Annotated in this window: 19 protein-coding genes; 3 read left to right on the forward strand and 16 right to left on the reverse strand. The window is 40.4% G+C overall.

Annotated elements, in window-relative coordinates; all coding sequences use genetic code 11:
* Nucleotides 1-30: 30 nt before the first annotated feature.
* The 13 genes from tilS to secA all read right to left on the reverse strand — a co-directional run bounded on the left by tilS (nt 31) and on the right by secA (nt 13,019).
* Nucleotides 31-1,311, reverse strand: coding sequence for a tRNA lysidine(34) synthetase TilS (gene tilS / locus H3R33_RS04895; protein ID WP_198184840.1), 1,281 nt, complete (start codon nt 1,309-1,311; stop codon nt 31-33).
* A gap of 14 nt (nt 1,312-1,325) precedes the next feature.
* Nucleotides 1,326-2,264: a hypothetical protein gene (locus H3R33_RS04900; protein WP_198184839.1), complete on the reverse strand. Its 939-nt coding sequence runs from the start codon at nt 2,262-2,264 to the stop codon at nt 1,326-1,328.
* Between the two features lie 149 nt (nt 2,265-2,413).
* Entirely contained in the window at nt 2,414-2,899 is a 486-nt protein-coding gene (pal, locus tag H3R33_RS04905; protein WP_110438805.1) for a peptidoglycan-associated lipoprotein Pal, read from the reverse strand.
* 224 nt (nt 2,900-3,123) lie between these two features.
* Nucleotides 3,124-4,482: a Tol-Pal system beta propeller repeat protein TolB gene (tolB, locus tag H3R33_RS04910; RefSeq protein ID WP_198184838.1), complete on the reverse strand. Its 1,359-nt coding sequence runs from the start codon at nt 4,480-4,482 to the stop codon at nt 3,124-3,126.
* 55 nt (nt 4,483-4,537) lie between these two features.
* Nucleotides 4,538-5,539: an energy transducer TonB gene (locus tag H3R33_RS04915; RefSeq protein WP_370552687.1), complete on the reverse strand. Its 1,002-nt coding sequence runs from the start codon at nt 5,537-5,539 to the stop codon at nt 4,538-4,540.
* A 25-nt stretch (nt 5,540-5,564) separates the two neighbouring features.
* A complete protein-coding gene (gene tolR / locus H3R33_RS04920) occupies nt 5,565-6,020 on the reverse strand; it encodes a protein TolR (RefSeq protein WP_110438801.1) in 456 nt (151 codons plus the stop codon).
* 5 nt (nt 6,021-6,025) lie between these two features.
* Nucleotides 6,026-6,751: a protein TolQ gene (gene tolQ, locus H3R33_RS04925; protein ID WP_110439004.1), complete on the reverse strand. Its 726-nt coding sequence runs from the start codon at nt 6,749-6,751 to the stop codon at nt 6,026-6,028.
* A 152-nt stretch (nt 6,752-6,903) separates the two neighbouring features.
* Nucleotides 6,904-7,368, reverse strand: coding sequence for a YbgC/FadM family acyl-CoA thioesterase (locus H3R33_RS04930; protein WP_198184836.1), 465 nt, complete (start codon nt 7,366-7,368; stop codon nt 6,904-6,906).
* Between the two features lie 5 nt (nt 7,369-7,373).
* Complete coding sequence (gene ruvB / locus H3R33_RS04935; RefSeq protein ID WP_110438799.1) at nt 7,374-8,432, reverse strand: Holliday junction branch migration DNA helicase RuvB; 1,059 nt, start codon at nt 8,430-8,432, stop codon at nt 7,374-7,376.
* Nucleotides 8,429-9,055 carry a Holliday junction branch migration protein RuvA gene (ruvA, locus tag H3R33_RS04940; RefSeq protein ID WP_122123365.1) on the reverse strand — a complete coding sequence of 209 codons (627 nt, stop codon included), beginning with the start codon at nt 9,053-9,055 and terminating at the stop codon, nt 8,429-8,431. The genes ruvB and ruvA overlap by 4 nt, the downstream gene beginning before the upstream one ends.
* A complete protein-coding gene (gene ruvC / locus H3R33_RS04945) occupies nt 9,052-9,558 on the reverse strand; it encodes a crossover junction endodeoxyribonuclease RuvC (RefSeq protein ID WP_110438797.1) in 507 nt (168 codons plus the stop codon). Before ruvC ends, ruvA begins: the two co-directional genes overlap by 4 nt.
* Nucleotides 9,559-9,563: 5 nt before the next feature.
* The gene (locus tag H3R33_RS04950; RefSeq protein WP_122123364.1) at nt 9,564-10,313 is read right to left on the reverse strand and encodes a YebC/PmpR family DNA-binding transcriptional regulator; all 750 of its coding nucleotides are present in this window, start codon (nt 10,311-10,313) and stop codon (nt 9,564-9,566) included.
* A gap of 63 nt (nt 10,314-10,376) precedes the next feature.
* Nucleotides 10,377-13,019, reverse strand: a complete 2,643-nt coding sequence (gene secA / locus H3R33_RS04955; protein WP_198184835.1) for a preprotein translocase subunit SecA — start codon at nt 13,017-13,019, stop codon at nt 10,377-10,379.
* 285 nt (nt 13,020-13,304) lie between these two features.
* On the opposite strand from secA, the gene H3R33_RS04960 reads away from it, so the two are divergent.
* The 3 genes from H3R33_RS04960 (at nt 13,305) to rlmN (ending at nt 16,983) form a co-directional block, all read left to right on the forward strand.
* The gene (locus H3R33_RS04960; RefSeq protein ID WP_198184834.1) at nt 13,305-14,255 is read left to right on the forward strand and encodes a peptidylprolyl isomerase; all 951 of its coding nucleotides are present in this window, start codon (nt 13,305-13,307) and stop codon (nt 14,253-14,255) included.
* Between the two features lie 251 nt (nt 14,256-14,506).
* The gene (gene argJ / locus H3R33_RS04965) at nt 14,507-15,742 is read left to right on the forward strand and encodes a bifunctional glutamate N-acetyltransferase/amino-acid acetyltransferase ArgJ (RefSeq protein ID WP_110438793.1); all 1,236 of its coding nucleotides are present in this window, start codon (nt 14,507-14,509) and stop codon (nt 15,740-15,742) included.
* Nucleotides 15,743-15,777: 35 nt separating this feature from the next.
* On the forward strand, nt 15,778-16,983 hold the full coding sequence (rlmN, locus tag H3R33_RS04970) for a 23S rRNA (adenine(2503)-C(2))-methyltransferase RlmN (protein ID WP_198184833.1): 1,206 nt from the start codon (nt 15,778-15,780) through the stop codon (nt 16,981-16,983).
* A gap of 302 nt (nt 16,984-17,285) precedes the next feature.
* Here the strand turns inward: rlmN and H3R33_RS09130 are convergent, their stop codons facing one another.
* The 3 genes from H3R33_RS09130 to H3R33_RS04980 all read right to left on the reverse strand — a co-directional run bounded on the left by H3R33_RS09130 (nt 17,286) and on the right by H3R33_RS04980 (nt 19,208).
* Nucleotides 17,286-17,453 carry a hypothetical protein gene (locus tag H3R33_RS09130; protein ID WP_232353025.1) on the reverse strand — a complete coding sequence of 56 codons (168 nt, stop codon included), beginning with the start codon at nt 17,451-17,453 and terminating at the stop codon, nt 17,286-17,288.
* Nucleotides 17,454-17,511: 58 nt separating this feature from the next.
* Nucleotides 17,512-18,105, reverse strand: a complete 594-nt coding sequence (locus H3R33_RS09135) for an aldo/keto reductase (RefSeq protein WP_232351591.1) — start codon at nt 18,103-18,105, stop codon at nt 17,512-17,514.
* 77 nt (nt 18,106-18,182) lie between these two features.
* Nucleotides 18,183-19,208, reverse strand: a complete 1,026-nt coding sequence (locus tag H3R33_RS04980) for an aldo/keto reductase (protein ID WP_198184832.1) — start codon at nt 19,206-19,208, stop codon at nt 18,183-18,185.
* Nucleotides 19,209-19,389 lie beyond the last annotated feature (181 nt).

Consider the following 19,389-nt stretch of genomic DNA (forward strand, 5'->3'; position numbering starts at 1 on the left):
AACCGATTTATTATAAACATAATTACATAATTAAGCTAATTTTGTGGTCGAAAAAAGATGACTTTGTGTCAAGGATTGTCTAGGCTGGAAAACAATATCCCATTCTTTGACGGACTCGTCCGAATATATTCCCAAATGAGGTACAGCCAATAATTTATCATTATACCAAAAAGCAGGTAATGTTTTCAAAATGCAAACAGGCAATCCCTCTCTACATGAAAACTGTTTGTAAGCTTTACCCAATGCAGCAATCGTAACTTTATCACTAATATCATATTCTGGCATAATAACTCGAAAACGATAATCCCAAATCGTATTTGGCCGAGCCATTTTTGCCTTTTCAATAACAGTTGCCTCTCTAATCATCATCCAACCATTTCCCAACCTTCCAGCTGGCATAATTTGTACGCCACCAAGAGTAACTTTACGCATTGATTGAACAAGCCGATTAATTGATTTCTGCAAGGGTGCATACACAGAACCGGAAATTGTTCTGATTAAAGCACCCAGCGTTCTTTCATCCATACCTTTGGTGGAAAAATAAGCAAATCCTTCTGATCTGATCAAAATGTTTTCTGTAACAAAAACAGCCTGATCCTGATCTTTTTTCATTCTTTTTTTACTCTCTTCCCGCGAGCGATGTAATAGTATTGAGACAGATCCTGAAGATGCCCAGGCCGACGACAATTCCTTTCTCACCTGATTTCTCTGAAATTTTAGATCCTGATTGGATGGATCCTCGACCCATATAATCCCTTCCTGTTTTAAGGTTATTCTCAAACGTTGTGGTGCGATCGATAGTAAAGGTCTTATTAACCTTATCTGCGGCAAATCCGTAATAGCAGCCATAGCGGCAATTCCATCCTCACCACTTCCGGCACGTATTCGCATCAGTACAGTTTCCGCCTGATCCCCAGCATGATGACCCAAAAGCAAATCTATGCTTCCCATTTTACAACATGTCTGAATTAATATTTTGTAACGCTCAATACGCGCTCTTTCTTCCAATGCGGCTCCAGGTTTTAGATTATCTAATGTCAGAACTTTTGATTCAATTCCAAGATCCTTCAATCTTTCTTGTGTAAGTGCTGCCTCTATAGCCGAATTTGACCGAATTCCATGATCTACAATTAAAGAAAATACATTTCGTCGCCAACGGGATGCCAACAATGCAAGACACAAACTATCTGCACCACCAGATACAGCCAATACAATGGGTGGCAACTTTTCATCATCGTTACCCCAAGGTCCCAATGACTCAATACAAGAATTAAATTCATCTTGAGATACAGGTTTTAAAATATCATCCATACAGATTTAACAAATCAGGAACATTTAGCTTTACGACTTAAATTCAAGGCAGAAGATTTCACCTGGGTTGAAACATTTGGATATTTACTATGAAGCAGACTTACAGCCTGACAAGCTTCCTGAACCTTGCCATTTTTTAACATTAAATATCCTACACCCAACAAAGCAGATGGAGCCTTGGGAGATTTAGGAAAATTTTTATAAACAGCATAATAATTTACTGATGAAGCCTTGAAATTTCCTTGTCCAGCCTGAGCCTGAGCCAGCAAATATCGTGCACTAGGGGACTTGGCACCTTCAGGCGTGGATAAAATTTTTTGGGCGATGGATTCTGCGATCTGAAAATTACCATTCAACAATGCCTGTTGACCATCTCTCAAGGTTGAACCTGTTTCAGGTTTTACAGATTTAATTGTTCCTGAATCATCCGAAATTGATGATTTTTTAGAAATTTCACTTTTTGAATCAGTTACCACATCATCTGAAGAACCATTGGAAGCGCCTCCACGACCAGCAGCAAAATTCATATCATCAATTTTCTTATTGATAAGATCGTTTTGAGTTTTCAATTGGTTTGACAAATCATCAATTTCGCCCCTCATAACCCTTTGCTGATCTTCTAGATTGTTTATCCGGCTAACTAAATCGGGAAGTAAACTGTTATTTGTTGATAAACTATCATCCTCATCTTTATCTTTATGCCTTTTTTTACGATAATTATCAGAATCATCATTAAAATTAGTATTCTGTGCCTGAAGCTGGCTGATCTGCGATTTTAATTGTGCGACCTGGTTTTGTAGCGCAATAACCTGACGGCTGTTATTTTCTTGGGCATTACCGTAAAAAGGACAAATCATAATTGATAGAAATAAACCTGTTATACTTCCTTTGACCTTTGGATGATCAATTGAAAGTAAATTAGAAATTTTTGAATGTTTTTGCTTCGTTATCATTGCCAAACCCTTTACTATCCCTCATTTGATAATAAATTCAAAAAGCTTTAACCATTTATAAATTACGTTCTTTTACATTACATAACAAAAAGCCGGCATAACGTATATACGTATTACCGGCTTTTATTGAAAAGTTATCGAGCTAGGAATTAACGAACTGAAGTAGTCGCATTACGGTTCTGTGACCATGCTTCTTCGTTGTCACCTTCAGCAATAGGTTTATCCTTACCATATGAGATGGTTGTCATACGATCTGATGCAACGCCCAAGGATACCAAATAATCCCGAGCTGCATTTGCGCGGCGAGACCCTAATGCAATATTATATTCTTCTGTGCCGCGATCATCGCAGTTACCGGCAATCATGACCTGGACATTTGGATATTTTTTCAACCAATCAGCCTGACGATTCAAGGTTGCACGGGCATCATCCGTTAATTTGTTTGAATTGAATTCAAAGAAAACACGATCACCAACATTAGCAACTAAATCAGCTTGACTTCCAGGAACTGGACCGCTCACGGTTGGAGCTTGTGTTCCACCACCATTACCGGTTGTCGCACCTTTATGATCTCCGCCAGAACATGCTGCTAGTAATAACGCAGCACCAAAAGCACTAATAAGCTTTATATTCATTGTATGTATTCCTACAAAACGGCTTTCTATTTTCTCAACTTTTATGTTGGTAAATATTGCCTAAAAAAATCAAAATCAAAATCCAAAAAGTCTTATTTTATGAAAGACATATCAATTTCAATTCTAGTCTTTCATTTATATCTAAACAAGTTAAATACACAAGCGATTTTAGCAAAAATTGAATTTTTTACCGCAATAATTTTATTTTATTTCCAAAATTTATTTTAACTGTTGCCAGAAGACCAAGAAGGATCCATCGCCATCGTTGATGTAGGAATGCTTCTCTCATGAAAACCGGAAACATCAATCATCTTGATGGATGAAGAAAAACCGCTTCCACGCGCACCGGCAGACGATTGGTTACAGAACGCCATAACACGGCCATTTGAACAAAATGTTGGGCTTTCGACAGTGAAACCTTGGGTTAAAATTCTTTCTCCAGTACCGTCAGGCGCCATAACACCCAATGAGAATCCACCGCCGCCAATTCTCACAAACGCAATAAGGTCACCTCTTGGTGACCATACGGGGCCTGCATAACTACCGTTTCCATAAGAAATACGTCGGACTCCACCTCCACTTGCACTCATTATGTATAATTGCTGTCTTCCACCCCGATCTGAAGAAAAAACAATTTGAGATCCATCAGGACTATAACAAGGGCTCGTATCAATAGCCCCGGAACTGGTTAATTGACGTTTGCTGCCCGAACCCAGATCAACAGAATAAAGATCAGAACCTCCTCCCCTTGTTACAGACATAATGACAGACCTTCCATCAGGCGAAAAACGCGGTGCAAAAGATATACCCGAAAAATCTCCCAAAATTCTTTGTCTGCCTGATTGAAGATCAAACAAGTAAACTCGAGGACGGTTATTGACATAAGACATAAATGCTATCTGATTAGAAACAGGACTGAATCGGGGCGTCAAGACAAGCCAGCGCCCGCTGGTTAAGATTCGACTGTTAGCACCGTCATAATCCATGATTGCCAGACGTTTTGTGGGATCTGACCGGCGGCCGGTCTGTGCAACATATGCAATTCGTGTATTGAAATATCCCTTATCCCCCAATAAACGCTCATAAATAACGTCCCCTATCATATGGGAAACACGACGAAGATCCTCCCTTATGGCACCTGACCCGGAAATTGAATAGGCTGTTCCCTGAATCTGTTCACCGGTCAACGCATTCCATAGCCGAAATTCAACTCGCCCATTCACCTCTGATCCAGTCACGATAGCACGAGCCCCCATGGCTTTATAGGCGGCAAAATCAGGTGTAGAGGTTGGTGATGTACTACTAATAACTCGAAATAACCCTGTATTATTCAAGTCATCTGTTAATACCTGAGTTATGGCACCGCCATTCCCAGAACCAAAATCAGGAATAACAATAGGGATAGGCTCGTTTCTTGCCCGATCAACTGTAATTTCATCTGCACCGCCGGCTTGCTGCGCAAATGCAGATGATAAAGGTGTTGCCACAATTCCACCTGCTACACATCCATACAAAATTTTTCGGCGAGGAATTAAAACATCCCGTAAAATATCAGCATCATTATCAGAAATTATTGAGCGCATAATCCTATTTTCCCTATTATTGATAATGCATATTAACTTACAAATTTAGACATAATTATGGACGGAATACAAAACGAATCTGACCCGTCTTTCCCAACAGATTTGAAGGTATCGGCAATTTTGAACATACAGGACTTAACACGGCGTCCCTTGCCCGTTCTGCTAATGCCCTATATGTTGAATCAGTATTCATTTTTGCATGAGTCACTGAATCAAATTTAACTATTCTAGCCTCTCCTGAAGCATCAATTGTTACAATTAAATGTGCCACAAAATTAGCATAATCTTTTGCTGCTGTGTCTTCAACATAACATCGACGAACAGATGCCGCTATTTTCCCCTGCTGACCTGCTGAAAGCCCTCTTGTGATATCGCCATTTCTCGCTCCACCACCATTAGGAGCCCCTCCCTGTCTTGGATTTGCTTTGGCTCTGGGAGGATGTGTTTGTTTCTGGTCAGCTTGATAGGCATCCAACGTCGATTCAAGTGAATGTGTATCAGGAATTTCTTTTTTTGCTTTTTCCATTTTTGTCAATCGAGAGAAATTCTGCACCTGAGGTAACGCGGTGGGCATAGGCATTGGTGATGGTGGGGATGGAACATGAGAATTTGAAGAGGATGCCAATGGTGAAACAGTAGGTGGTAACGTTACCTCTGCAGGTGCGGGCGTTTCAACAGTTTTAGGTAAAATCGAATCCTGTTTTTGCATTTTTGCAACCGCATCAGGTGGAGGGGGCATTGGCGGAGGTGGAGGCGGAGGTGGAGGCGTTTCTTCGACAGGTTCAGTTTTAGTAGGTGTTGGCGCAGGTGGAGCATCCAGTTTTTCCAATGCAGGCGCATTCGGGTTCGGGGAATCTTGCTCCGATTTAGCTGGAACTTCTTGTCCTGCATTATCGCTTGTAAATTCAACCTCTACTGCTTTTTCTTCAGGGGGTGGGGGTGGAGGCGCAAAATGAAATAACCATGATAATAGAATCGCCAGAACGATAACCCCAAAATGCGTTCCGATTGATGCCAAAAAAGAGCATCTGAAAATTTTTCTCTCAGAACGGTACATGCCCAGCAAAATACATAATCCTCAATTATGGCGTTTTTGAAGAAGGGTTGGATGTTGTATCAGGCATTTGTGCAAGTAACGCGACATGCGTAAATCCTCCAGCTGTAACACGTCCCATCACTTCCATGACCCTGCCGTAATTGATATGCTGATCTCCCTTAACAAAGATACGATGTTCAGAATCATTCTGAGACATGACTTTCAACTGCTCCACCAATTGATTCATATCTACAACATTGTCTCCCAAATAAACGGATCCATCTTCCCTGACTGTAACAGTAATCGGTTTGGTATCTGCATTTACCGGTTTCGCGGCAGTTTTTGGTAAATCAACATTAATTCCGCTTGTCATCATAGGGGCCGCAACCATGAAAATAATTAACAGAACCAACATGACATCAACCATCGGCGTAACGTTAATATCTGCCTGTGGACGTCTGCCACGCCCCCGTCTGTTTCGACCCTCTAAAGAAAATCCCATTGATTTTATTCCTGATTTTCTTTTGCTTCAGATTGACGAGAAAGAATCGCACTAAATTCAGCCGCAAAACCTTCAAGTCTTTCAGCAAATAAATTAAGCTTGTTATTAACAAAATTATAGGCCACTACAGCGGGAATGGCTGTCAACAAACCCAGTGCCGTCGCGAATAATGCCTCTGAAATACCAGGGGCAACCACTGCCAGACTTGTGTTATTGGATTGTGCGATGGAAGCAAAAGCATGCATGATACCCCACACGGTTCCAAACAATCCGATAAAAGGTGCCACCGGCCCTACTGTTGCCAAAAAAGTCACCCATCTTTCCAGGCGTTCCATTTCACGGGTAATAGTGATTGACATGGCACGATCAATTCGCTGTTTGACTCCCTCACTGCTCATCTCAATTCCATTAATTCTTGCTGATCGACGCCATTCACCCATACCCGCACTAAACACTGCAGCCATGGGATGGGTTGGTTTCACCCCAATATTTTCATATAATTCATCAAGACTCCCACCTGACCAGAATAAATCCTCGAATTCATCTGCCTGACGTTTAACCTTGCGGAGGGTAAAATATTTATCAAAAATTACAGCCCATACCCAAATACTGGCACAAACCAGGCCGATCATAACAAGTTTAACTACTAGCGCCGCATGAACAAAGAGCGCCCAAGGGGACAAACTGGCCGATGGTGTGGCCAGATTTGCTGCATTAATTGATGGATCCAAAAATGCCTCCTGCACAATTAGTCTCACTCAATTTAATTTCATATATAACTTGAGACTATTTATTATTTTCCAATATCCATTTGATATATTTTTTTTCCAATAAAAACAATCTTGTTTTGATAATGAGTAAAAATTTATTCGAACTGGTTTGCCTACATCATGGCAGCAAAAATTCTTTTCCAATCCGCTGGAAAAGGTGCTGGCATATAGGTTTCCTTCTTCAGACAAACCAGCTGAATTTTTAATTCAGTCACAATTTCTTCATTACGGAAAAAAACTTGTGATAACCAGCAACTTGCCCCCAAAGTTGTGATTATATTTGTTTTTACAATAACCAGTTCATCAATATACAAGGGTTTTCGGAATTTAATCTCGGCTTCCCTCACAACCAAAACCAAGCCGAAATCCTTGTACAAATCACTGATTGTTCCACCCAACCGTCGTATGCTTTCTGTCCGAGCGCGATCTGCAATTCCGAAATAACGGGCATGATAGACGATACCTGCCGCATCAACATCTTCATAACAAACCCTGAACCGGTAAGTTTTGACTTCCTCTTTCGCCAAAGCAGGATTACTTATACCTTTGTCAAATGAATTACTAGGGATGATCTCCATGATTTTCATTCCTCCTCCACATCATTATCCAGCAAATCAAACTGAGTATTTAATAATGCAGGGGGTTTCAGATGAAGATGTTGCCAGCCTCTCTCTCCCAAAACACGGCCACGACTTGTACGAAGAACCAAACCTTCCTGGATCAGGAAAGGTTCAATAACATCTTCAAGAGTATCCCTTGATTCTGCCAAGGCCGCAGCTAACGTTTCAACACCGACCGGCCCACCCTGATGAAATTCAGCAATACGCAACAAATAGCGACGATCCATTGCATCCAATCCAAGCTGATCAACCTCCAATCTTGATAAGGCTGCATCAGCAATCTCGCGATCAACCGCTTTTTCACTCTTATGCTTGACAAACGCAAAATCACGTACACGACGTAACAACCTGCCCGCTATTCTGGGCGTCCCACGAGATCTTCTGGCAATTTCCGCAGCCCCATCTTCAGTCAATTCAAATCCTAGCTTACAGGCCCCTCTTTCAACAATCAATTTGAGTTCATCTGTTGTATAAAATATCAACCGTAACGGAATGCCAAACCGATCCCGCAAAGGTGTGGCAAGCAAACCTGACCGCGTTGTTGCTGCGACAAGCGTAAAAGGGGGCAAATCTATACGAACCGATCGAGCCGCAGGTCCTTCCCCGATTATTAAATCAAGCTGGAAATCCTCCATTGCCGGATAAAGAATTTCTTCAATTGAAGGATGCAATCGATGAATTTCATCAATAAATAATACATCCCTTGGTTGTAAATTGGTTAAAATTGCCGCCAAATCACCAGCCCTTTGAATTACGGGTCCAGATGTTGCACGAAAACCAACCCCCAACTCCCTGGAAACAATCTGCGCCAAGGTTGTTTTTCCCAGCCCTGGTGGTCCATGTAACAAAACATGATCCAACGCCTCATCTCGCTGTCTTGCCGCCTCTATAAAAATTGAAAGGTTTTCTCGTGATGATTTTTGCCCAATGAATTCAGCCAAAGATTGAGGTCTTAACGCGACCTCCACAGTGTCTTCCTGACGTTTTGTTGCATCTATGGGACGATTTATTTCAGACTTCATCGGGCCAACTCACGTAAAGCTTCTCGAATAATATGATCAAGTTGAAGGGGTTGATTTTTCTCTTTTATACCTTTAATCACTCGCCCGACGATTGGTTGGGATTCCATTCGACGAAATCCAAGTCCCTCCAGGGCCAGCAACACATCCACAACAATATTAGTCTCATTATTGTCGGTTGTCTGACCTGAAATTGTAATTGAATTAATCACATCTGAACCAGAAGCCACTTTACCATTTAGTTCAGTTAAGATGCGCGTAGCCAATCTTGCCCCTACACCTGAAGCCCGCATTAAACTTGCCTTGTCAGCTGTCATAATGGCCGAAGTCAATTCATCCGGCGTAAGAACGGATTGAATCGCCAGCGCCATACGAACCCCAACACCTTGTACCGTTGTTAGCATCCTGAACCATTCCTGTTCCTTTCCATCAGCAAATCCATAAAGTAATATGGCATCCTCTCTGACGATGGTTTCAATCAATACACGGGCAATTTCTGGAGGACGAGGCAATTTTGATAAGGTCCGGCTTGAAACATAGACCACATATCCCACCCCATTCACGTCAATGAGACAACGATCCCTGTCATTTTGGTCAATCAAAAGCCCAGTCAATTGTCCTATCATGCCATTATTGTTCCTTTATTAACACGAATTTGACTTATCCGATGATGGGCATGACAAATCGCTATCGCCAAAGCGTCAGCTGCATCAGCTCTTGGAATTTTGGCTCCCGGCAATAAACGCTGAATCATAACAGATACCTGATCTTTGGTCGCCGCTCCCGTTCCAACCACGGCACGCTTAACTGTTTTAGCACCATATTCATTAACATTAATATATTTTTGCGCGGGTACTAATAATGCCACCCCCCTAGCATATCCCAATTTCAAGGTGGCAGAGCCATTCCGGTTGACATAGGTTTCTTCAACCGCAACCTCTTCAGGTTGATAAAGACCAATCAGTTTTTCCAAACCTGATGCTAATACACAGAGACGTTGAGGAACAAAATGATCACTATTCGTAGACAGGACACCACTTGCCACATAGGTAAGACGATTGTCACATGCATCAATTATCCCCCATCCGGTAAACCGCAAACCGGGATCTATCCCAAGAATTCTAACCACAACTCTTAAGCCGATAGCCGTTCAGCAATCTCGTCCGAAAGGTCAAAATTGGCAAAAACATTCTGAACATCATCATGATCTTCCAGAACTTCAATTAATTTTAGCAAGGTGCGAGCATTATCTTCATCTAATGCAACTGTATTGGATGGACGCCATTCAATTTTTGCACTTTCAGGATCTTTAAACCGGGCTTCCAATGCGTCACGGACTGCAAAGAAATTTTCCATCGCACATGTTATTTCATAAACATCATCATTTTCTTCGACATTATCCGCTTCTGCCTCAATAGCCGCCTCAAATATTGAATCAAAATTTGCAACCGTTTTGGGATAGGTAATAACACCCATACGTTCAAACATGAATGCGACAGAATTCATTTCCCCCAAGGATCCGCCATATTTATTGAATGCGGCCCTAACATCTGAAGCTGTACGATTACGATTATCTGTCAATGCCTCAACGATAATGGCAACTCCGGATGGACCATATCCTTCATAGCGCACTTCTTGATAATTATCTCCATCTGCGCCACCTGCGGCTTTCTTAATCGCACGATCAATATTATCCTTTGGCATATTGACAGCACGAGCTGCCGCAATGGCTGCACGTAAACGGGGATTGGCGGCTGGATCAGGTAAACCTGATTTTGCTGAAACGGTTATTTCACGAATTATTTTTGAAAATTCTTTTGCCCGACGAGCATCCTGAGCCCCTTTGCGATGCATAATATTTTTAAATTGCGAATGTCCTGCCATTAATTTTTCTCTTAATTCTTACAGTTTGATTTCAATCTTAATCTAATAAACATGTCCCGATTTTTAAACAAACCGACCATGACAATGTTTAAATTTTTTGCCTGAACCACATGGACATGGTGCATTTCTGGGCGTATCTGCCCATTCTTTTGGTGCATCAGATAATGTCTGAGGGGTTTCCCCCTCTATAAGATCCGAAGAAGAATTTTCCCCTTCATCATCAGAGACGTTGACTTCAACCTTGGCCAAAAGTGAGGTAATCCGTTCACGAAGCTCATCCAGCATATAATTGAAAAGAACAAAAGCCTCCTTCTTATATTCATTAAGCGGATCTTTCTGACCATAGGCCCGCAGTCCGATACCCTGACGCATTTGATCTAATCGCAACAAATGTTCTTTCCACACAGCATCAAGCGTTGTTAGCAAAACTTGCTTTTCAACATATCGCATAATTGAAACACCATAATTCGCGACCTTGGTGGCCATCATTTCATTAGCGGCTTTCGTAATGCGCTCTTCAAGTATATCAATTGAAATATCTTTCTCTTCAGACCATTCCTTAATCGGTAGATCAAGATTGAATATCCGTTTTACATCCGCGGTTAATCCGTTAATATGCCATTGTTCTACAAAGGATTTTTCAGGTATGTATTTTTCGATCAACATATTGATCACATCATGTCTCATAGATGCAATCACTTCTGAAACATCTTCCAGAGCCATATATTCCCGACGCTGAGAATATACCTCCTTACGTTGATCATTTATGACATCATCATATTTCAAAGTGTTTTTACGCATATCGAAATTGCGCGCCTCAACTTTTTTCTGGGCTTTTTCAAGTGCCTTGTTGATCCAAGGGTGAACAATGGCCTCCCCTTTTTTCAAGCCCATTTTTTGAAGCATACCACCCATGCGTTCGGAACCAAATATCCGCATCAGGTCATCCTCGAGGGATAAAAAGAAACGTGAATTTCCCGGATCTCCCTGACGCCCCGAACGTCCTCGCAACTGGTTGTCAATTCGACGACTTTCATGACGTTCCGTACCAATTACAAACAGTCCGCCGCTCTCTTTAACCAGTTCATGATCTTTTTGAACTTTTTCTTTAAGGGCCGTTTCTTGTTTCAAGCGTTCATCTTCATTCTCGATATGGGAAAGCTGCTGATGGATAAGCATATCCACATTCCCACCCAATTTAATGTCAGTACCACGACCCGCCATATTCGTGGCAATTGTAATAGCTCCCGGAACTCCAGCTTGAGCAACTATCTGAGCTTCTTTTTCATGAAAACGCGCATTCAATACATTATGCTTTATGCCTTTTTTATTCAACAAATTTGAAAGATGTTCACTTTTCTCAATCGATGTTGTTCCAACCAAGATAGGCTGTTTCTTTTTATGAACCTCTTCGATAAGCTGGCTAACCGCATCATATTTTTCAGCCGCGGTCAGATAGATTTCATCATGTTCATCCTTACGCTGAACTTTAAGATTGGTTGGAATTGACACAACGTCCAACTTGTAAATTTCGGCAAATTCATCGGCTTCTGTCATTGCCGTTCCCGTCATACCGGCGAGTTTCGGATAAAGACGAAAATAATTTTGAAAAGTGATTGAAGCTAGAGTCTGGTTTTCCTGCTGTATTTCCACATGTTCCTTGGCTTCCAGTGCTTGATGCAATCCATCGGAATATCGACGTCCATCCATCATACGTCCAGTAAATTCATCAATTAAAATTACCTTATTGTTACGGACGATATAATCCACATCCCTGGCAAACAAGGTATGCGCCCGTAATGCCTGCTGCATATGATGCACCAACGCGATATTATGAGTGTCATACAGCCCCCCCTCTTTCAATACACCCTTTTCACGCATTAACTGCTCTATATGTTCGGTTCCCATTTCTGTTGGAATGACATTACGGAATTTTTCATCTTTTTCATAATTGGCAGGATCTTTGACTATCTCTTTTATAATTTCATCAACAGAACGATATAGATCTGAACTGTCATCCGCAACCCCCGAAATAATCAATGGAGTACGAGCCTCATCTATCAAGATCGAATCAACTTCATCCACAATGGCGTAATTAAACGGACGCTGAACCATTTCATCAAGACTGTATTTCATATTATCGCGAAGATAGTCAAAGCCGAATTCATTATTTGTCCCATATGTAATATCGGCGGCATAAGCAGCCTTACGTTCAATATCACTCAAATCCGCGATAATCGTTCCGACATTCATGCCAAGAAAACTATAGAGCCGGCCCATTTCAGCAGCATCACGTGAGGCAAGATAATCATTCACCGTTACAACATGCACCCCTTTTCCCGATAGTGCATTCAGATATACGGCCAAGGTTGCCACCAATGTTTTACCTTCACCCGTACGCATTTCGGCAACCTTACCATCGTGAAGAACCATTCCCCCTATCAGCTGGACATCGAAATGACGCATTCCCAAAACCCTTTTCGAAGCTTCTCTGACTACAGCAAACGCTTCTGGCAATAAATTGTCCAGTGTTTCTCCATCAGCTAACCTTTGACGAAATTCAACCGTTTTATTAGCCAATGCAACATCATCCAGAGCCTGTATTTCAGGTTCCAATTGATTGATTTCAGGTAGTCGCTTTTGATAAGCTTTTAATGAACGCTCATTAGAGGTGCCGAAAAAGACACGGGCAAATTTTGCAAACATCAATGTTTTCCAAATAACGCTTTGTAATCCTGCCTGTCATTACAAAGGGCTAGTTATAATTAAATTAGAACACAATTCAATCCAGACAGAAAAATACATATAGAAATAAGTTCACCGGTATTATAACCAACTTTACTTACACCATAAATATCATTTTAAAATTTTAAAAGTGGTTTAACTTTTTTCAAGAAAGGAACTTTATTAAAATAATGGGACAATTTCACCTTTCCATGATATAAACATATTCAAAATTATCTTTAATCCTCTCAATAATAAAGGTACTATATGTCTTTTTACAACAAATCATTCAAATTTGCAGCAACCCTTCTTTTTTCCTCAAGCCTTTTGACAAAAGCAGTTATTGCCGCTGAACCTGCTGTCACATCTACCCCGTCAGCACCTGCCGCTCAAAATCAGTCAAGTCCCAGCAAAATAGATGAAAATACTGTTTTGGCAACTGTTAATGATAAAAATATTACGTATCATGATGTCCAAAACATGCGCAAGATGTTGCCCGATCAATATAAAAGTCTGCCTGCACCTGTTTTGACAACAATAATCCTTCAGCAATTAATTGTTCAAAATGCAGTCCTACAAGTTGCTGAAAAACAGAATTTACAGAATTCCCCTGAGGTCAAGCAACAAATTGAATTCATGCAAAAGGATATCCTGTTTTCAACATTCCAAAAATCTGAATTGGAAAAGAATTTAAAACAAAATCCAATTGACGATAAAGCCATTCAAACTTTTTACGATCAGCATTTCGCCAACGCAGCCCCTGTTAAAGAGGCGCATATATGTCATATTCTTGTAAAAACACAACCGGAAGCTGTAAAAATCATCAGTCAACTTCATGCAGGCAAAAATTTCGCTAATCTTGCCAAACAATATTCAACCGATAAAGAGAGCGGTAGCGAAAATGGCGGTGATTTGGGATGGGTCAAACAAAATGACCCTCTTGCACCGGAATTCATCAATGCAGCCTTTGCGCTGAAAGCAAATACAATTACAACCGCTCCGGTGAAAACCCAATTTGGTTGGCATGTCATCAAGGTTCTTGGTTATAGAAACGCTCCGGTACCACCATTGGATAAGGTAAAAGATGAAATTCGCAAAAACCTGTATCAACAAAGAATGAAAACCATTATTGAAAATGTAATTAAACAAAGTAAAATTACCAAAAATGATGAAGCCATTCATTCTTTAACACAAATGCCTGCCACACAAAAAAAATAACTCTGACAGAACAAATCATTAAAAATTTTTATAAAAGGGAAAATAAATTTTCCCTTTTATAAATTCAGAATGTTTATTGATTAATATCCCTAAAGAATTTAGTTCAAAAAACATATCATTAAATTCTTTTTTCTTATAAAGAAAACTTGTAAAAAACATTTTTTATAAAATATAAATATTTCATTATAACCGGATATGAATCAATCCTGTCGTATCCATTATTTTGCTCCATTGTTGAAAAAGAGTCTACCATGTCGAGTTATCCTGTTTCTCCGCTTGCCGTAACCCTCCCTGAACTTTGCCCCGTTGCCGGTGTAAAACTTGCATCTGTTCAAGCAGGATTACGATATACTGGACGTCTTGATTTATCGTTAATGGAATTCGCTCCGAACACAACCGTCGCAGGAGTATTTACCAAAAACAAATGTCCAGGTGCACCTATCGATTGGTGCAGAAAAATTTTATATCGCGGTAAAGCCAGGGGATTACTTGTCAATGCCGGTATTGCCAATGTATTTACGGGTCAGGCAGGTTTTGATGCAGTTAAATATTCAGCACAGGCAGCTGCAAAAACAATAAACTGCACACCCGAAGAAATTTTTGTTGCCTCTACAGGGGTTATTGGCGAACAGCTTCCTTATCAAAAAATCATCAATTATCTTCCAGAACTTTATTCGAAATTGGCTTCTGATCAATGGAAGGAAACAGCTCAAGCAATCCTGACTACGGATACATTTGCCAAAGGCTTTTCCCTTAAAACAGATATTGACAATATTCCTGTCACTATTCAGGGAATCGCTAAGGGGAGCGGTATGATCGCACCTGATATGGCCACTATGCTTTGTTTTGTTACAACTGACGCAAAATTGCCTGCTACTGTCTTACAAAAATTATTAAATGAAAAAGTCAAAACAACCTTTAATTCAATAACAGTTGATTCCGATACATCAACCTCTGATACCCTTCTTTTATTTGCCACGGGTCAGACCCCCAATACCGAAATCAATGATATTGATGACCCAAGATTAAGCAATTTTTCAAATGCCTTAGAAAAATTGTTACAAGAATTGGCTCTTTTGGTTATTAGGGATGGTGAAGGCGTAACAAAACTGATTGAAATCAAGGTTGAAGGTGCCGTTAACAATGAATCAGCTTTTAAAATCGGACAATCAATCGGTAACTCCCCTCTTGTGAAAACAGCAATAACAGGTGAGGATGCCAATTGGGGACGTGTTGTAATGGCGGTAGGCAAAGCCGGCGAACCAGCCGACCGTGACCTTTTGTCAGTGGCAATAGGTAATATTTGGGTTGCCAAACAAGGTGAGGTTTTATCAGATTATGACCAAGATAAAGTTAACAAGCATATGCAAGAACAAGTCATAAAAATTAAAGTCAACCTGAATCTGGGAGAGGGACACGCAAAAATTTGGAGCTGTAACCTAACACAAGGTTATATTGAAATTAACGGCTCTTATCTGCGTTCCTAATTTCTTTTATTTATTATCAATTGAATCGTTTTTTTATGAATACCCCTATTATCTCCGATTTTTCTGAAGAAGAAAAAAAAAGAATTCTAGCAAAGTCAGCACTTTTCAGTCCTCCGTCCTTGAAATTATCAGATGGAAGACAGGAACTTGTTGGACTTTCACGGGAAGAATTGGAAGAGGTCCTAATGGGTATGGGGGAAAAATCCTTCCGTACGAAACAGTTATGGCACTGGATTTATCATAAAGGTGTTACCGATTTCTCTTTGATGAGTTCAATCAGTAAACCCTTGCAAGCCAAATTGGCAGAACATTGTGTGATCAGCCGACCGGAACTGGTTATGCAACAGACCTCAAAAGATGATACCCGCAAGTTTCTTTTTCGCTTCAGGGATAAACAAGAAGCTGAAACAGTTTATATTCCCGATCGTCGAGAAGATCGTGGTGCTGTCTGCATTTCCTCACAGGTCGGATGTACGTTGTCCTGCCGTTTTTGTCATACCGGCACGCAAAATCTGGTTCGAAATCTTGGTGCAACAGAAATGATAGGTCAATTCATGGCGGCAAGGGATAGTTATAATGAATGGCCAACCCCGACCGCTGGAAGACCCCGTCTTCTATCAACCATAGTTCTGATGGGAATGGGCGAACCTCTTTATAATTATGACAATGTTGCCAAGGCAATGCGTATCGTTATGGATGATGAGGGAATTGGAATCTCTCGTCGCCGGATTACCTTGTCAACGTCCGGTGTAGTTCCCATGATGGATCAATGTGGAAGGGAACTGGCAATTAATCTAGCCATTTCCCTTCATGCTGTCAGGGATGATTTACGAAATGAGCTCGTTCCCTTAAATCGTAAATATCCTATAAAAGACGTTCTGGCAGCCTGCCGTCGATACCCTGCAGCAAGTAATTCACGTCGTATAACGTTTGAATACATTATGTTAAGGGGAATTAATGACAGTGAATCAGATGCACGTGAACTGGTGCATCTATTAAAGGGTATTCATGCCAAGGTTAATCTAATTCCATTTAATCCATGGCCAGGCAGTGATTACAAACCCTCCAAAACTGAACAGGTGCAAAAGTTTGCCGATATCATTATGCAGGCAGGTTATTCCTCGCCCATCCGCACCCCAAGAGGGCGTGATATTCTTGCAGCATGCGGACAATTACGCACTGAAAGTCAAAAAGCCAAAATTTCTAAAAATTTAAAACATAACGAAACAATTTCTGACTGACAACATTGTTTTAAAATCAAATAAAAATTGTGAAAATAATTTATTTAATCTTATTTTCACAATTTTTCGAAATAAATTAATTCACATGATTATATGAATTTATCATCAATAATTATAGACTTGAAAAATTTCTACCAGGCATAGGCTTCAGGTGCCTCACCCCCCATACCGGGCCAAATATCATTTAAAGTATATATTATTTTATCTGACAATGTAATGGAAAGCCCTTCAATAGCATTATCCAGCTGTGTTTCAGTACGAGGTCCAATAATCGGTGCTGTGACATCAGGTTGATATCTTAACTAGGCAAGGGCTAAATTTGCAGGAGTTATTTTAAGTTCAGCAGCAAGATTCTCATATTTTTCAAGTTGGTATCTTAATTTTTCAATTATTTTCAGTTCCTGTTCTCTAAAACGTCGCTCGCCATTTTTCTGTTTCGAGAGGACACCCCAAAGCAATCCACCTGCCAATGGAGAATAGGGAATAAATCCAAGACCATGATATCGACAGGATGGAAGGACTTCCAGCTCAACTGTAACGTTCTGTCAGATTATAGGGGCTTTGCTCAGAAACCAGTCCGTAAAAATGACGTTCCTTGGCCAATCCCTGAGCTGTGGCTATTTGCCAACCAGCAAAATTACAACTTCCTATATATAAAACTTTTCCCTGTTGAACCAATAACTCCATTGCCTGCCATATTTCCTCCCATGGAGTTTCTCGATCAATATGATGCATTTGATAAAGATCAATATGATCAGTTTTTAAGCGTCGCAAACTGTCTTCACACGCTTTTCGAATATGATAAGCTGACAAATGCCGGTCATTCGGCCCAAAATCCATAGGCTGGTAAACTTTGGTAGCCAATACAACCTTGTCTCTCTGACCGCTCTTTTTAAGCCATCGTCCAATAATTTCTTCAGAAATGCCATATCCCTTAGGAATTTCTGGCCATTGTAATCCTCCATAAACATCTGCCGTATCAAAAAAATTAATTCCTGCATCAATTGCCTTATCCATAATCATGCAGCTTTCTTTTTCATCCGTGACATCACCAAAATTCATGGTTCCAAGACATAAATCACTTATCTTCAGACCTGTTCTTCCCAAAAATCGATATCTCATGATAGCTCAATCTTTTTGTTTGCAATTTTAAATATTTTTGATTTTGCAGATAATGCAATTCAAATGAATTGGAATATCTAAACCCTGGGCGGTGTAATCGTCATAGGTTCCTTTGACAATGGAGGAATAATTCCATTTACAGGATGCGGTACATACGGTGCTTCAAGACTGTTTATTTCATTTTCTGTTAAAGAAAAATCAAGCGCCTTTACAGCCGTTGTCAAATGTTCAGCCTTTGTTACCCCAATAATAGGTGCCGTTACGTATTTTTTTGATAATAACCAGCCCAATGCGACATATGCACGAGGGACATGATGCAAGTTAGCAATCTTTGCGACAACCTCCACGACTTTTCGATCCTGCTGTTCTGCATCCTGATACATTTTCAAAGCAAAAGCATCATTTTGAGTACGTCGTGTAAATTCATCAAAATCACGAGTCAATCGTCCCCTTGCCATTGGACTCCAAGGAATGACACCAATACCTTGATCCGCACAAAAAGGCAACATTTCCCGTTCCTCTTCCCGATAAAGCAAATTATATTGAGGCTGCATGGAAACAAAACGTGTCCATCCATTTTGCCTTGCAATATGTTGCATTTTGGCAAAACGCCATGTTTCCATAGAGGATGCTCCAATATAGCGAACCTTTCCTGATTTCACGATGTCATGCAAGGCCTCCATGGTTTCCTCGATCGGGGTTCCATGGTCAAAGCGGTGAATTTGGTAAAGATCTACATAATCCATTTTTAATCGTGACAAACTGTCATCAATTGATTGAAAAATAGCTTTACGCGATAGAAAACCTGTATTAGGCGAATTCCGCCAAGGGAAAAAAGCCTTGGTCGCCACCACAATTTCTTCTCGCCGTGCCATATCATTCAATGCTCGCCCCGTTATTTCCTCTGAACTGCCTCCAGAATAAATATTTGCCGTATCAAAAAAATTAATTCCCGCCTCAATCGCCTGTCTAAAAAAAGGGCGTGCAGCAGTTTCATCAATTGACCAGGCTTGTGGCAACCGGTTGGGTTCACCGAAACTCATGCATCCCAAACATAATCTCGATACTTTAAGACCTGTACGACCTAGATTTATATACTTCATTTTTTTATCTCAAATATGATATGAAAATTATCGAAAATCATTTCTATTGTTTGATTTTCAAATAAATAATACGATAAAAAAAGCGTTGTATAATATCTTGATATTCCGTAATAATTACCTGATCCTGCAAATAATTTATGTTTACTTATAAAATCTGAATAATCATCAATTTGTCTAATCC

The organism is Commensalibacter sp. B14384M2 (assembly GCF_016101865.1).
GTDB lineage: Bacteria > Pseudomonadota > Alphaproteobacteria > Acetobacterales > Acetobacteraceae > Commensalibacter > Commensalibacter melissae.

Coding starts and splice junctions, on each gene's coding strand:
- tilS (WP_198184840.1), bottom strand. CDS start 1,311: ATGGATGATATTTTAAAACCTGTATCTCAAGATGAATTTAATTCTTGT.
- H3R33_RS04900 (WP_198184839.1), bottom strand. CDS start 2,264: ATGATAACGAAGCAAAAACATTCAAAAATTTCTAATTTACTTTCAATT.
- pal (WP_110438805.1), bottom strand. CDS start 2,899: ATGAATATAAAGCTTATTAGTGCTTTTGGTGCTGCGTTATTACTAGCA.
- tolB (WP_198184838.1), bottom strand. CDS start 4,482: ATGCGCTCAATAATTTCTGATAATGATGCTGATATTTTACGGGATGTT.
- H3R33_RS04915 (WP_370552687.1), bottom strand. CDS start 5,539: ATGTACCGTTCTGAGAGAAAAATTTTCAGATGCTCTTTTTTGGCATCA.
- tolR (WP_110438801.1), bottom strand. CDS start 6,020: ATGGGATTTTCTTTAGAGGGTCGAAACAGACGGGGGCGTGGCAGACGT.
- H3R33_RS04930 (WP_198184836.1), bottom strand. CDS start 7,368: ATGGAGATCATCCCTAGTAATTCATTTGACAAAGGTATAAGTAATCCT.
- ruvB (WP_110438799.1), bottom strand. CDS start 8,432: ATGAAGTCTGAAATAAATCGTCCCATAGATGCAACAAAACGTCAGGAA.
- ruvA (WP_122123365.1), bottom strand. CDS start 9,055: ATGATAGGACAATTGACTGGGCTTTTGATTGACCAAAATGACAGGGAT.
- H3R33_RS04950 (WP_122123364.1), bottom strand. CDS start 10,313: ATGGCAGGACATTCGCAATTTAAAAATATTATGCATCGCAAAGGGGCT.
- secA (WP_198184835.1), bottom strand. CDS start 13,019: ATGTTTGCAAAATTTGCCCGTGTCTTTTTCGGCACCTCTAATGAGCGT.
- H3R33_RS04960 (WP_198184834.1), top strand. CDS start 13,305: ATGTCTTTTTACAACAAATCATTCAAATTTGCAGCAACCCTTCTTTTT.
- argJ (WP_110438793.1), top strand. CDS start 14,507: ATGTCGAGTTATCCTGTTTCTCCGCTTGCCGTAACCCTCCCTGAACTT.
- rlmN (WP_198184833.1), top strand. CDS start 15,778: ATGAATACCCCTATTATCTCCGATTTTTCTGAAGAAGAAAAAAAAAGA.
- H3R33_RS09135 (WP_232351591.1), bottom strand. CDS start 18,105: ATGAGATATCGATTTTTGGGAAGAACAGGTCTGAAGATAAGTGATTTA.
- H3R33_RS04980 (WP_198184832.1), bottom strand. CDS start 19,208: ATGAAGTATATAAATCTAGGTCGTACAGGTCTTAAAGTATCGAGATTA.